General features: G+C 60.6%; 13 protein-coding genes. 5 read left to right on the forward strand and 8 right to left on the reverse strand.

Translation table 11 applies throughout. From position 1 onward, the window contains the following. Positions 1-144: 144 nt before the first annotated feature. From leuS to ACXRVY_RS00195, 5 genes are all read left to right on the forward strand, one after another. Positions 145-2,751 (forward strand): leucine--tRNA ligase, encoded by a 2,607-nt coding sequence (gene leuS, locus ACXRVY_RS00175; protein ID WP_223460920.1) that lies wholly within the window; start codon positions 145-147, stop codon positions 2,749-2,751. 87 nt (positions 2,752-2,838) lie between these two features. Then, positions 2,839-3,444, forward strand: coding sequence for an LPS-assembly lipoprotein LptE (locus tag ACXRVY_RS00180; protein ID WP_223460918.1), 606 nt, complete (start codon positions 2,839-2,841; stop codon positions 3,442-3,444). 39 nt (positions 3,445-3,483) lie between these two features. Then, positions 3,484-4,521, forward strand: a complete 1,038-nt coding sequence (gene holA, locus ACXRVY_RS00185) for a DNA polymerase III subunit delta (protein WP_223460916.1) — start codon at positions 3,484-3,486, stop codon at positions 4,519-4,521. Between the two features lie 112 nt (positions 4,522-4,633). Continuing rightward, the gene (gene arfA, locus ACXRVY_RS00190; protein WP_223460913.1) at positions 4,634-4,798 is read left to right on the forward strand and encodes an alternative ribosome rescue factor ArfA; all 165 of its coding nucleotides are present in this window, start codon (positions 4,634-4,636) and stop codon (positions 4,796-4,798) included. A gap of 62 nt (positions 4,799-4,860) precedes the next feature. Continuing rightward, positions 4,861-6,183, forward strand: coding sequence for a lytic murein transglycosylase (locus ACXRVY_RS00195; protein WP_223460911.1), 1,323 nt, complete (start codon positions 4,861-4,863; stop codon positions 6,181-6,183). A 136-nt stretch (positions 6,184-6,319) separates the two neighbouring features. Here the strand turns inward: ACXRVY_RS00195 and ACXRVY_RS00200 are convergent, their stop codons facing one another. The 8 genes from ACXRVY_RS00200 to rodA form a co-directional block, all read right to left on the reverse strand. Continuing rightward, the gene (locus ACXRVY_RS00200; RefSeq protein WP_223460909.1) at positions 6,320-7,270 is read right to left on the reverse strand and encodes a S66 peptidase family protein; all 951 of its coding nucleotides are present in this window, start codon (positions 7,268-7,270) and stop codon (positions 6,320-6,322) included. 172 nt (positions 7,271-7,442) lie between these two features. Next, on the reverse strand, positions 7,443-8,441 hold the full coding sequence (lipA, locus tag ACXRVY_RS00205) for a lipoyl synthase (protein WP_160385797.1): 999 nt from the start codon (positions 8,439-8,441) through the stop codon (positions 7,443-7,445). 25 nt (positions 8,442-8,466) lie between these two features. Next, the gene (gene lipB / locus ACXRVY_RS00210) at positions 8,467-9,114 is read right to left on the reverse strand and encodes a lipoyl(octanoyl) transferase LipB (RefSeq protein ID WP_223460907.1); all 648 of its coding nucleotides are present in this window, start codon (positions 9,112-9,114) and stop codon (positions 8,467-8,469) included. Continuing rightward, entirely contained in the window at positions 9,114-9,389 is a 276-nt protein-coding gene (locus ACXRVY_RS00215; protein ID WP_007990615.1) for a DUF493 domain-containing protein, read from the reverse strand. Before ACXRVY_RS00215 ends, lipB begins: the two co-directional genes overlap by 1 nt. An 87-nt stretch (positions 9,390-9,476) precedes the next feature. Beyond that, a complete protein-coding gene (locus tag ACXRVY_RS00220; protein WP_223460905.1) occupies positions 9,477-10,634 on the reverse strand; it encodes a D-alanyl-D-alanine carboxypeptidase family protein in 1,158 nt (385 codons plus the stop codon). Positions 10,635-10,820: 186 nt separating this feature from the next. Continuing rightward, positions 10,821-11,831: a septal ring lytic transglycosylase RlpA family protein gene (locus tag ACXRVY_RS00225; protein ID WP_223460903.1), complete on the reverse strand. Its 1,011-nt coding sequence runs from the start codon at positions 11,829-11,831 to the stop codon at positions 10,821-10,823. Further along, positions 11,831-12,841: a lytic murein transglycosylase B gene (gene mltB, locus ACXRVY_RS00230; RefSeq protein ID WP_223460901.1), complete on the reverse strand. Its 1,011-nt coding sequence runs from the start codon at positions 12,839-12,841 to the stop codon at positions 11,831-11,833. Before mltB ends, ACXRVY_RS00225 begins: the two co-directional genes overlap by 1 nt. Positions 12,842-12,858: 17 nt before the next feature. After that, positions 12,859-13,962, reverse strand: a complete 1,104-nt coding sequence (gene rodA, locus ACXRVY_RS00235) for a rod shape-determining protein RodA (protein ID WP_108216488.1) — start codon at positions 13,960-13,962, stop codon at positions 12,859-12,861. Positions 13,963-13,992 lie beyond the last annotated feature (30 nt).

Raw genomic sequence — 13,992 nt, forward strand, 5'->3', positions numbered from 1 at the left:
TAGAGCGCGGTCATGTATGCTACGGCGCTTCCTGTAACTCCACTTCCAGCTCGGCTGGGCCTCGAAAACGCCAATGTGGCGTGTTCACCGTCCAGCGTTGCATTGAAGAGGATTAGGCCACCCCTATTCAGTTCAAAAGTAGCCATGCACGAACAATATCAGCCCCGTGAAATCGAAGCCGCCGCCCAGTCGTTCTGGGACGAGCAAAAGTCCTTTGAAGTCAGTGAACAGCCAGGCAAGGAGACTTACTACTGCCTGTCGATGTTCCCTTACCCCAGCGGCAAGCTACACATGGGGCACGTGCGCAACTACACCATCGGCGACGTGATCTCCCGCTACCAGCGCATGCAAGGCAAGAACGTCCTGCAGCCCATGGGTTGGGACGCCTTCGGCATGCCGGCGGAAAACGCCGCGATGAAGAACAACGTAGCGCCCGCCAAGTGGACCTACGAAAACATCGCCTACATGAAAAGCCAGCTGCGCAGCCTGGGCCTGGCGGTGGACTGGTCGCGCGAAGTGACCACCTGCAAGCCCGATTACTACCGCTGGGAACAATGGCTGTTCACCCGCCTGTTCGAAAAAGGTGTGATTTACAAAAAAAGCGGCACCGTGAACTGGGACCCGATCGACCAGACCGTCCTGGCCAACGAGCAAGTGATCGACGGTCGCGGCTGGCGTTCCGGCGCGCTGATCGAAAAGCGCGAAATCCCGATGTACTACTTCAAGATCACCGCCTACGCGGATGAGCTGCTGGAGAGCCTCGACGACCTGCCGGGCTGGCCTGAACAGGTCAAGACCATGCAGCGCAACTGGATCGGCAAATCCCGCGGCATGGAAGTGCAGTTCCCGTACAACGTCGATTCCATCGGCGAAGCGGGCACGCTGAAAGTCTTCACCACCCGTCCGGACACTCTCATGGGAGCGACCTACGTCGCCGTGGCCGCCGAACACCACCTCGCCACCCTCGCTGCACAGAACAATCCTGAGCTGCAAGCGTTCATCGCAGAATGCAAGGGCGGCAGCGTGGCTGAAGCCGACGTCGCCACCCAGGAGAAAAAAGGCCTGCCGACCGGCCTGTTCGTCGAGCACCCGCTGACTGGCGAAAAACTGCCGGTATGGGTCGCCAACTATGTGCTGATGCACTACGGCGATGGCGCCGTGATGGCAGTTCCGGCCCACGACGAGCGCGATTTCGAGTTCGCCCACAAGTACAACCTGCCGGTTAAATCGGTCGTGCGCACCAGTTCCGGTGACAGCAACCCGGCGCCATGGCAAGACGCCTACGGCGAGTACGGCACGCTGATCAATTCCGGCGAGTTCGATGGCCTCGACTTCGCGGGTGCCTTCGACGCCATCGAAGTGGCGCTGATCAAGAAAGAACTGGGCGCCTCGCGCACCCAGTTCCGCCTGCGCGACTGGGGCATCAGCCGTCAGCGCTACTGGGGCTGCCCGATCCCGATCATCCACTGCACCACCTGCGGTGATGTGCCGGTACCGGAAGATCAATTGCCGGTCGTACTGCCGGAAGACGTGGTGCCGGACGGCGCCGGCTCGCCACTGGCGCGCATGCCTGAGTTCTACGAGTGCAACTGCCCTAAATGTGGCCAGCCTGCCAAGCGTGAAACCGACACCATGGACACCTTCGTCGAGTCGTCGTGGTATTACGCCCGCTACGCCTCGCCGCACTTTGAAGGCGGCCTCGTGGAAAAATCCGCAGCCGACCACTGGCTGCCGGTGGATCAGTACATCGGCGGTATCGAACACGCGATCCTGCACCTGCTTTACGCACGCTTCTTCCACAAGCTGATGCGTGACGAAGGCCTGGTGAGCTCCAACGAGCCGTTCAAGAACCTGCTGACCCAGGGCATGGTGATCGCCGAGACTTACTATCGTCGCGAAGCCAATGGCGCTTACACCTGGTTCAACCCGGCGGACGTCGAGCTTGAGCGTGACAGCAAGGCCAAGGTTATCAGCGCCAAATTGAAAGCTGACGGCTTGCCGGTGGAAATCGGCGGCACCGAGAAGATGGCCAAGTCGAAGAACAACGGTGTCGACCCACAGTCGATGATCGACCAGTTCGGTGCAGACACTTGCCGCCTGTTCATGATGTTCGCCTCGCCGCCTGACATGAGCGCGGAATGGTCTGACTCCGGCGTGGAAGGTTCGCACCGTTTCCTCAAGCGTGTCTGGCGTCTGGCTCAAGCCCACGTCACCCAGGGCCTGCCGGGCAAACTGGACGTCGCCATCCTGAATGACGAGCAGAAAGCCGTTCGTCGCTCGATCCACCTGGCCATCAAGCAGGCCAGCCAGGACGTCGGCCAGAGCCACAAATTCAACACCGCCATCGCCCAGGTGATGACGCTGATGAACGTGCTGGAAAAAGCCGCGCAAGGCACCGGGCAGGATCGCGCACTGATTCACGAAGGTCTGGAAACCGTGACTCTGCTGCTGGCTCCGATCACGCCGCATATCAGCCACGAACTGTGGAATCAACTGGGTCACGCTGATCCTGTGATCGACGCCGGTTGGCCGGTGCAGGACGACAGCGCACTGGTGCAGGACAGCCTGACGCTCGTCATCCAGGTCAACGGCAAGCTGCGTGGCCAGATCGAAATGCCCGCCAGCGCCAGTCGCGAGGAAGTCGAAGCCGCCGCCCGCGCCAACGACAACGTCCTGCGCTTCGTCGACGGTCTGACCATCCGTAAAGTGATCGTAGTGCCCGGGAAACTGGTCAATATCGTCGCCAGCTAATTGGATCGGGCGCCAGGTGAGCCTGGCGCCGAGTAAAACCTTTCGGGCCGCTTGATCGGCCCACATGGTTTCAAGGGGAGCAACAAGATGATCAAACGCAATCTGCTGGTGATGGGCCTCGCGGTTCTGTTGAGCGCCTGCGGTTTCCAGCTGCGCGGCACCGGCACCGACGAACTGGCGATCAAGGAACTCGACCTGAGCGCCCGTAACGCTTACGGCCCAACCGTGACCCAATTGCGTCAGGTACTGGAGGGCAGCGGCGTCAAGGTCTACAACGGCGCACCTTACAAACTGGTGCTGACCGATGAGCAGGAAAGCCAACGCATCCTCAGCTACGCAGGTGCCGGTCGTGCTGGCGAGTACCAGGTGACCACCGTATTGAACTACGACATCCGTGGTCGCGGTGACCTGCCACTTATGAGCGACAAGCTTGAAGTGCAGAAAATCTACATGCACGACGGCAACAACCTGGTGGGTTCCGACCAGGAAGCCGCAACGGCCCGGACAGAAGCCCGCCGCGAGCTGGTTCAGCGCATGATGCTGCGCCTGCAACAACTGAGCCCAGGTCAACTGGATCAGCTGCAGCAGACGGCTGAAGCCAGGGCCAAGGCTGATGCCGCAGCACTGGAAGCGGCAAAGAAGGCTGAAGCGGATACCCCGCGTCAGTCGCCTGTCGAACTGCCGCAGCAGTAAGACTTACGGGGCGCTCAGGCGCCCCGTTCGCCCTCTCTTATGAAACTCGCCCCCGCCCAACTCGCCAAACACCTGCAAGGTGCCCTTGCGCCGGTCTACATCATCAGCGGCGATGACCCGTTGTTGTGCCAGGAGGCGGCCGACGCTGTTCGCGCCGCCGCCCGTCAGCAGGGATTCGATGAACGCCAGGTGTTTGCCGCCGACGCCAGTTTCGACTGGGGGACGCTGCTGCAAGCCGGTGCCAGCATGTCGCTGTTCGCCGAAAAGCGCCTGCTGGAACTGCGCTTGCCTTCCGGTAAACCCGGCGACAAAGGTGCCGCCGCGCTGATCGAGTACTGCTCGCGCCCGGCTGACGACACCGTACTGCTGATCAGCCTGCCGAAACTCGATGGCAGTGCGCAGAAAACCAAGTGGGGCAAAGCGCTGGTCGAAGGACAGCAGACCCAGTTCGTGCAGATCTGGCCAGTCGATGTCGCCCAGTTGCCAAGCTGGATCCGCCAACGCCTGTCCCAGGCCGGGCTTTCCGCCAGCCAGGACGCCGTTGAGCTGATCGCGGCGCGGGTCGAGGGCAATTTGCTGGCCGCCGCCCAGGAAATCGAAAAGCTCAAACTGATGGCCGAAGGGGGTCAGATCACCGTTGAAACCGTGCAGGCGGCGGTGGCCGACAGTGCGCGCTTCGACGTCTTTGGCCTGACCGATGCGGTGCTCAATGGTGAAGCGGCCCATGCGTTGCGCATGCTCGAAGGCTTGCGCGGTGAAGGCGTCGAGCCGCCGGTGATTCTCTGGGCCCTGGCCCGGGAGTTGCGCCTGCTGGCCAACATTTCGCTGCAATACAGCCAGGGCACGCCCCTGGACAAGGCCTTCAGCCAGGCCAAACCTCCGGTCTGGGACAAGCGCAAACCGTTGATGAGCAAAGCCCTGCAACGCTATTCGGCCCAACGCTGGGCGCAGCTTTTGCTCGAAGCACAGCGTATCGACGCACAGATCAAGGGCCAGGCTGCGGGTTCGCCGTGGATGAGCTTGAGCCGGTTGACGTTATTGATGGCTGGGCAAAAATTGACGTTGCCTGCCGAGTGAGATCAAGAGATCTTTCTTCCTACAAAATCCACATCCATCGCCCCTATAGACAGAACCTGTACTTCGGCCGATGATTTGCCCCGCAAAAACCACTCACTTGCGAGAAATCATCATGAGCAAAAAGCCATCGAAGCATGGCCCCAACAAGGCCAAATCCATCATTGCCCGGCCATTGTTCCGCAGCCGCCAGGAACGCCCCACCAAGGGCAAAGGCAGCTACCGCCGCGAAGCCTTCCAGTCTGACAGCTGGGAGGCTTCTTACTTTCTGGCGGCCTGAAAGGCAAGCATCCGCTCAACATGTTAAGGTCTGCACCTGATCCATATTCCCTGGACCCGTGCATGCCCTTTTGTCTTTCCCGTCGTTGGCACTTGCGCCAATTGATTGCTGCCTCCAGCCTCGTTTTGCTAGTCGCCTGCGCGGAAAAACCCACCGCCGCCGACGCCCAGCCGCTTCAGACCCTCCCTGTCGCCACCGCCCCGGCGGTTATTCCGCCTGTGGTTCCGAACGGTGAGAACCTCGACATCCAACCCACCCAGACCTTCGCTGAATGGCAGGCGGGTTTCCGCAAGGATGCCTTGGCCGCCGGTATCCGCGCCGATCTGTTTGATCGCGCTTTCGCCGATGTCAGCTTCGACCCCAGTGTGATTCGTGCCGATCGCAGCCAACCGGAATTCGCAAAACCGGTGTGGGAATACCTCGACGGCGCCTTGTCGCCACTGCGGGTACGCAAAGGCCAGTCGCTGGTCAACCAGTACGCCGACATCCTGCAAAGCATCGAGCAGCGTTACGGCGTTGATCGTCAGGCGCTGGTGGCCGTGTGGGGCATGGAAAGCAACTTTGGCCAATTCCAGGGCAGCAAGTCGGTGATCAACTCGCTGGCGACCCTGGCCTACGAAGGCCGTCGCCCCGGTTTCGCCCACGCACAATTGATTGCCGCCCTGCAAATCCTGCAACAAGGCGATATCGAACCCGAGAAGATGCTCGGATCCTGGGCCGGTGCCATGGGCCAGACCCAGTTCATCCCGACCACCTACAACACCCATGCCGTGGACTTCGATGGCGACGGACGCCGCGATATCTGGGGCAGCTCGGCTGATGCCCTGGCCTCGACCGCGCATTACCTGCAAAGCTCAGGCTGGCAGAGAGGCCAGCCGTGGGGCTTCGAAGTGCAGTTGCCAGGCGGGTTCAATTACGTGCTGGCCGATGGCACGACTCGCAAGAGCGTCGCCGAATGGCGCCAACTRGGTGTTACGCTGCCCAACGGCAGCCAGGTCCCGGCCGGCTCCGAGCAATTGTCCGCGGCCCTGCTGCTGCCGGCCGGTTACCGTGGACCGGCGTTCCTGGTGCTCGATAACTTCCGGGCGATCCTCAAGTACAACAACTCGTCCTCCTACGCCTTGGGGGTGAGCCTGTTGTCCGAACGCTTCAATGGCGCGGGACTGATCAGCGGCACGTGGCCAAAGGATGACCTGCCACTGAGCCGTACCGAGCGGATCGAGCTGCAAAACCTGCTGAGCACACAAAACTACGATGCCGGCACTGCCGACGGAATCATTGGCGCCAACACGCGCAAGGCGATCCGCAGCGCCCAACAGTCGTTTGGCTGGCCGGCGGATGGGTACCCGACGCACAAATTGCTGGAAGGATTGCGTAACCGATAGTTTGTCGTATGGCGAATACCGCCATCGCGAGCAGGCTCGCTCCCACAGGTTCAAAGGTGATCACGCCACTTGCGTACACCTCAAACTTTGTAGGAGCGAGCCTGCTCGCGATGACTGCCTGACAGGCGAAAAATATCTAGCGCCTGGTAACCACATCCTGTTCCAACAGCAACTCCTTGTTCCCCGCATCCAGCCGCACCAACGCCCCCATCGGCAACGTCAGGTTCGGGTTGCAATGCCCACTGCGCCAGCCGGACAGCACCGGAATCGGCAATGGCTCGAACGTCTGCTTGAGCAAGCGCTCCAGCGCGACCACCTCAACTCCCGCGATGTCCCCCACCAGCACCCCACGCAGCTTGTGCAGGGTTCCCGCAAGACGCAGATGGGTCAGCAACCGGTCGATGCGATACAGCGGCTCGTTGATATCTTCGATGAACAGAATGACGCCCTCGGCATCGATCTGGTAGGGCGTACCCATCGTCGCGGCAATCATCGACAGGTTGCCACCGAGCAGGCGCCCATGAGCGACACCCGGTACGATCGTTGTCAACGGGCGGCCAATCGGATGCGTGAGCACGCTACCGGCCCTGCATTGCCCACGGAGCATGTTAAAAAAAGAGGATTCGGTAGGTGGCAGCCGCTCACCCAGCAGATCGGCGTTGAGCAGCGGGCCATGGAAGGTCACAAAACCCGCATAACGGCTGATCGCCAAATGCAACGCGGTGATGTCGCTGTAGCCGATGAATGGCTTGGCGTGGTGGCGCAGCAACTGGAAATCGACGCGATCAAGCAACCGAGGCGTGCCGTATCCGCCGCGCAGGCAAATGATGGCATCGACCTCCGGGTCGGTGAACGCGGCGTGCAGGTCATTGAGTCGTACATCGTCGCTGCCGGCGAGGTAGCCATCCTTCTCGAACACCCCGGGAAATATCCGCAGCGAGTAACCACGTGCGCGCATCCAGGCTATGGCCTTGCCGGTGTCCAGCGCAGCAGGGCCGGCAGGCGCGATCACGGCGATCAACCCTTGCATCGGCAACGCCGGTACAGGCGTGTGAGGCATGAGCGTGGGGTCAGGTCTTGCGGTCATCCATGGATCTCCCAGCGTAGAAGCGTCAAGCACACATTAGTCAGGAACGGCGACAAACAGAAGGGGATCAATCGTCCCGTCGTTCGCAGGAAAGGGCCGAAATCACTGTCAGACGGGCAAAAAAAGCCCGCAAGGCCGATTAAACCTTGCGGGCACTTTTCACAGCGCAGAATCAGGACGACATCAGCTCGGCCTTGACCAGCTTGGCCTGCTCGTCAGCGTGATACGAAGAGCGTACCAACGGACCGGACGCCACGTTCTTGAAGCCCATCTTGTAGCCTTCCTCGGCGAACCAGGCGAAGGTGTCCGGGTGCACGAAGCGCTGCACCGGCAAGTGGCTGCGGGACGGTTGCAGGTACTGGCCGAGGGTCAGCATGTCGATGTCGTGTTCGCGCATGCGCTTCATGACTTCGATGACTTCTTCGTCGGTCTCGCCCAGGCCCAGCATCAGACCGGACTTGGTCGGAATGTGCGGCATCATCTGCTTGAAACGTTGCAGCAGGGTCAGCGACCACTGGTAGTCCGAGCCCGGACGCGCGGCCTTGTACAGGCGCGGCACGGTTTCCAGGTTGTGGTTGAACACATCCGGTGGCTCGGCAGCGGTGATTTGCAGCGCGATGTCCATGCGGCCACGGTAGTCCGGGACCAGGGTTTCGAGCTGCACATTCGGCGACAGTTTGCGGATTTCGCGGATGCAGTCGGCAAAGTGCTGGGCACCGCCGTCACGCAGGTCATCACGGTCCACCGAGGTGATCACCACGTACTTGAGTTTCAGGTCGGCGATGGCGATGGCCAGGCTTTCCGGCTCGTTGACGTCCAGTGGCTTCGGACGGCCGTGGCCGACGTCGCAGAACGGGCAACGACGGGTGCAGATGTCACCCATGATCATGAAGGTCGCGGTGCCGCCGGAGAAGCACTCGCCCAGGTTCGGGCAGGACGCCTCTTCGCACACGCTGTGCAGCTTGTGTTTGCGCAGCAGGGCCTTGATGCGGTCGACTTCCGGTGAAACCGGGATGCGGACACGAATCCAGTCCGGCTTTTTCGGCAATTCCGTAGTCGGGATGATCTTCACCGGGATGCGTGCAACCTTTTCGGCGCCGCGCAGCTTGACGCCGGCTTCTACCTTGGGACGCGGGGCCGGGCGCTCGGTGACATCGAGCGTCGGGATCATGGTTTGCACTGCATCAGTAGTCATATCAGTCGATTCCGCCCGTCAGGGTCGTCTGCTCAGCATAGTCGAGGTGTTTGACGAGCTGCGCGCGCAGCCGGGCACTTACCTCGGCAAATTCAATCGATCCTGCGTGATCGCTCAGCTGGGTCATCGCCAGCCCGGCATAGCCGCAGGGATTAATCCGTCGAAACGGTTCCAGGTTCATGTCCACGTTCAGGGCCAGGCCATGAAAGGAGCAGCCATGGCGGATCCGCAGACCCAGCGAGGCGATTTTCGCCCCGTCGACGTAGACACCCGGTGCATCGGGTTTGGCCACGGCGGTTACGCCGTAACTGGCCAGCAGCTCGATCAGGCACTGCTCCATCCGGGTGACCAGATCGCGCACACCAAACCCGAGCTTGCGCACGTCCAGCAGCAGATAAGCCACCAACTGGCCAGGCCCATGGTAGGTCACCTGGCCACCACGATCGACCTGCACTACCGGAATATCACCGGGGAGCAGCAAATGTTCGGCCTTGCCCGCCTGGCCCTGGGTGAACACCGGTGGATGCTCTACCAGCCAGATCTCGTCGGCGGCATCGCTGCCGCGTTCGTTGGTGAAGCGTTGCATGGCATGCCAGACCGGCTCGTAAGCCATCTGGCCGAGCTCGCGAAAGCCCAGCGCGCCAGACATCACAGCACCATGTGCACGAAACCGGTGGCCCGCAGTTCGCTGTTGATGTTGTACAGCTGGTCCTGGTCGGTCGCGACGATGTGCAACTGAATGGTGGTGTATTTGCCGTTGCTGCTCTGGCGTTCGTCAACACGCTCATCGTTGATCTTGGCGTGTTTCTCGACGATCTTGATGATCTTGTCCTTGTTGCCCACACCGGTATCGCTGATTACCTTAACGGGATAGTCAGTGACCGGGAATTCGATCTTTGGCGCCTTTACTTCGGTATCGGTCATGGCGTAACGGCCTCGTAAGCGTAAGCCGTGGCGACGGGCATGGCTGCGCGCCAGATCAACGCGGAGCCATGCAGGTGCACACTAAATTCAGTTGAACAAGCCGTAGAAGAATAGACGGATGCTATCCCACATGCGGCGGAAGATACCACCTTCCTCGACAGCGTCCAGAGCGATCAGATCAGCGCTGTGCACGACCTTGTCGTCCAGTTTCACTTCGACTTTACCGATCACGTCGCCCTTGGCGATTGGCGCGACCAGCTGCGGGTTCATGGTCATGCTGGCAGCGAGCTTTTTCAGCTGGCCTTTGGGCAGGGTCATGGTCAGGTCTTCAGCCAGGCCAGCCTTGACCTGGTTCGTGGAGCCCTTCCAGACTGGAGCCTGAGCCAGCTCGGCGCCCTTCTGATAGAAGGTCTGGGTTTCGAAGAAGCGGAAACCGTAGGTCAGCAGCTTCTGGGTTTCTGCGGCACGAGCCACTTCGCTGTTGGTGCCGAACACCACGGCGATCAGGCGCATGCCATCACGTACGGCCGAAGACACCATGCAGTAGCCGGCTTCGTCGGTGTGGCCGGTTTTCAGGCCATCGACGGTCTTGTCGCGCCACAGCAGCAGGTTACGGTTCGGTTGCTTGATGCCGTTCCAGAAGAACTCTTTCTGCGAGTAGATCGCGTAGTGAGCCGGGTCTTCGTGGATGATCGCGCGGGCCAGCACAGCCATGTCGTGAGCCGACGAATAGTGCTCAGGGTTTGGCAAGCCGGTCGGGTTCATGAAGTGGGTGTTGGTCATGCCCAGGTCGGCGACGGTCTTGTTCATCAGGTCGGCGAAAGCGTCTTCGCTGCCGGCGATGTGCTCGGAGAGCGCGACGCTGGCGTCGTTGCCCGACTGGATGATGATGCCGTGCAGCAGGTCGCTGACAGTGACCTGCGAACCGACCTTGATGAACATCCGCGAACCGCCGGTACGCCAGGCGTTTTCGCTGACGGTCACCGGATCGTTTTCGCCGATCTGGCCGCGACGGATTTCCAGGGTCGCGATGTACGCGGTCATCAGCTTGGTCAGGCTGGCCGGCGGCAGACGCTGATCACCATTGTTCTCGACCAGCACGTTGCCGCTGCTGGCATCCATGAGCACGTAGGCCTTGGCAGCCAGTTGCGGTGGCGACGGCATCATCTCGACCGCGAAGGCGGCTGGAGAGAGGAGCAGCGGGACTAGAAGGCACAGGCGTTTGGCAAAGGTGGTGATGTTCATCCGTCTCTCGAAATCGCTAATGGAAACTGCCCGAAGGCAAAATTTAATCAGATGACTTTCTAACGAGTCATCGCGTGTTCAGTTGCTCACTCCAGCCACCCTTTGCCGGGCTTTTGTTCTTCGACGAGCCAACAACCTGGTTCATCCCCCAAAACTGCAGACGAACCGTCAATCAAGTTCTACGTTTTACTCAGTCACAACACTTGGCGAACCGAGATTGGCCAGGCGCACACTGTTCTGCACCTGCTGGATTTCACCCGGCGATCCGATCGGGCCCAGGCGAACCCGATGCAGGGTCTGCTGATTGCGCACGATCGAGCTGATGAACACCGGAGCGCTCACCATCCCGCTGAGCTTCGATCTCAGGAGTTCTGCAGCGTCCGGGTTGGCGAACGCGCCCACCTGCAGATACTGGCCAGAGGCTGGTGCAGAAGCGTTTTTTTTTGCGTCAGCAAGTTGTACGGGCACAACGGCTGCGGCGTGTTGCTGCGGCGGTGGTGTCCATTGCTCGACGGTGCCGGCCGAGGCCGTGATCACCGGGGCGCTATTCTGCGCGACTTGCGGCTCGTTGAGCATTAAAGGCGCCGGACGGCCCTTGGCGGCCCACCACTGTTGTGGATCGATGCCCTCGACCTTGACCCGCGCGGTACCGGTCTCGGCATAACCGAGTTTCTTGGCGGCCGCGTATGACAGGTCGATGATCCGGTCCGAGTAGAACGGCCCACGATCGTTGACGCGCAGGATCACGCTCTTGTTGTTGTCCAGGTTGGTCACCCGAACGTAACTCGGCAGCGGTAAGGTCTTGTGTGCGGCACTCATGCCGTACAGGTCATAGACTTCGCCGTTGGCGGTGTTCTGACCATGGAACTTGGTGCCATACCAGGACGCCGTACCCGACTGCACGTACGTCTTGGATTCTTGCAACGGAAAATAGGTTTTGCCCAGTACCGAGTACGGGCTGGCCTTGTACGGGCCGGTATGCAGGGTCGGCGTGGCGTCCGGGATGCGCGACACATCGACATCCCACCATGGCGCGCCATCCTTGTGGGCACGGTTGATGTCCAGCCCCGGCGTCGAGCGCACGGCGGTGGTGGACTTCTGGGCTGGCGCGCGGCTGGTCGAACAACTGGCGACCAGCACAGCCAACGCGGCGAATGCCATCAACTTCAGGGGTTTATTGATAGGCAATGCCCGCATTACTTGACGCCCCGTGCTTGGACCAGCTGTTCAGACAGTTGATGTACGGCCATGGCGTACATCACGCTGCGGTTATAACGCGTGATCGCGTAAAAATTCTTCAGGCCCATCCAGTACTCGGAGCCATTGTCGCCTTCCAGGCGGAAAGCGGTAACCGGCATATCATCGCGCAGCGCATCATGACTTGACCACCCCAGGGCTCGCAACTCCCCGACGGTTTTCGTTGGTTCGATTCCTGCGGTCAAACCCTCGTCGACCTGATCGCCACGGACATCGGCACGGCTGACCACCGGTTCGCCGGCGCCCCAGCCATGACGCTTGAAGTAACTGGCGACACTACCAATGGCATCGTCGGGGTTGGTCCAGATGTTGATATGGCCATCACCGTCGAAATCCACCGCATAGGCGCGGAAACTGCTCGGCATGAATTGCGGCAACCCCATTGCGCCGGCGTAAGAGCCTTTGAGCGTCAACGGATCGACCTGCTCTTCGCGGGCCAGCAGCAGGAACTCACGCAATTCCTTGCGGAAAAACTCGGCACGGGGAGGATAGTCGAAACCCAGGGTCGACAAGGCATCGATCACCCGGAAATTTCCGGTATTACGGCCGAAAAAGGTTTCAACGCCGATGATCGAGACTATCACCTGGGCCGGAACGCCGTATTCCTGCTCGGCACGGGCCAACACCGCTTCGTGCTGACGCCAGAAATCCACACCCCGGGCTATGCGCGCATCGGTGATGAACATCGGGCGATATTCGCTCCACTGCTTGACCCGTTCGGCGGGTTTCGAAATGGCGTCCAGAATCGACTGCTTGCGCTCGGCTTCGCGGAACACGCCCATCAATTGTTCACCGGCGAAACCATAGTCGCGGGTCATTTCACCGACGAATTCGGCCACCTGGGGTGAGCCTTCGTAGTCGCCGGCCAACGCTTCCTGCACGGTGCCAAGGATGCTTACCAGGCCGACCCATGGCGCATACCGAGTCACCCAGCCACGCATTACTTGCATTGAAAGTTTCACCTTATTCAAACCTGTGCGATCCACTTGCGATGGGTATGGATCGACATCAAAACCCCAAACGCTGACAGCAGCGTCACCAGCGAAGTTCCTCCGTAGCTAATGAACGGCAACGGCACCCCCACCACCGGCAACAGGCCACTGACCATACCGATGTTGACGAAAACATAAACAAAAAACGTCATGGTCAGGCTGCCCGCGAGCAACTTGCCGAACAATGTCTGCGCCTGGGCGGTAATCACCAGTCCGCGGCCGATCAACAGCAGGTAGATCAGCAACAGCGCGCAGATCCCCACCAGGCCGAATTCTTCACCCATTACTGCAATGATGAAGTCGGTGTGGCTTTCCGGCAGGAAGTCCAGGTGCGACTGGGTGCCCAGCAACCAGCCCTTGCCGAACACACCGCCGGAACCGATGGCGGCCTTGGACTGGATGATGTTCCAGCCCGTACCAAGCGGATCGCTCTCCGGATCGAGGAACGTCAGAATTCGCTGCTTCTGGTAGTCGTGCATGATGAAGAACCACATGGCAACCGCCACGGGCACGGCGGCGGCCAGTACGCCGAGGATCCAGCGCCAGCGCAAGCCACCCATGAACAATACGAAAGCGCCGCCGGCCAGGATCAGCAGCGAAGTGCCGAGGTCCGGTTGACGCACGATCAGAATGAACGGCACGCCGATCAGCATCAGGCTGACGCCCACATGCTTGAGCTGGGGCGGCAAGGTGCGTTTGGACAAGTACCAGGCGATCGTCGCCGGCATCAGGATTTTCATGAATTCCGAGGGCTGGAAGCGGATCACCCCGGGAATGTTGATCCAGCGGGTGGCGCCCATGGCGTTGTGGCCCATGATGTCCACCACCAGCAACAGCATTACCCCGACCACGTAGCCCAGCGGCACCCAGCGCGCCATGAAGCGCGGCTCGAACTGGGCGATGACGATCATCGACACCAGGCCGATGCCGAACGAAGTGGCTTGCTTGCCCAGCAGATCCCAGCTTTTGCCACTGGCCGAATACAGCACGAACAGGCTGCCGGCGGCGAGAGTCAGCAGCAGGATCAACAATGGGCCGTCGATGTGCAGGCGTTGCAGCAGCGTCGCACGGCGACGCATCACATCCTCGCTGGAGAGCATGCGATCGAA

This window comes from Pseudomonas sp. P5_A2_2 (assembly GCF_054177685.1).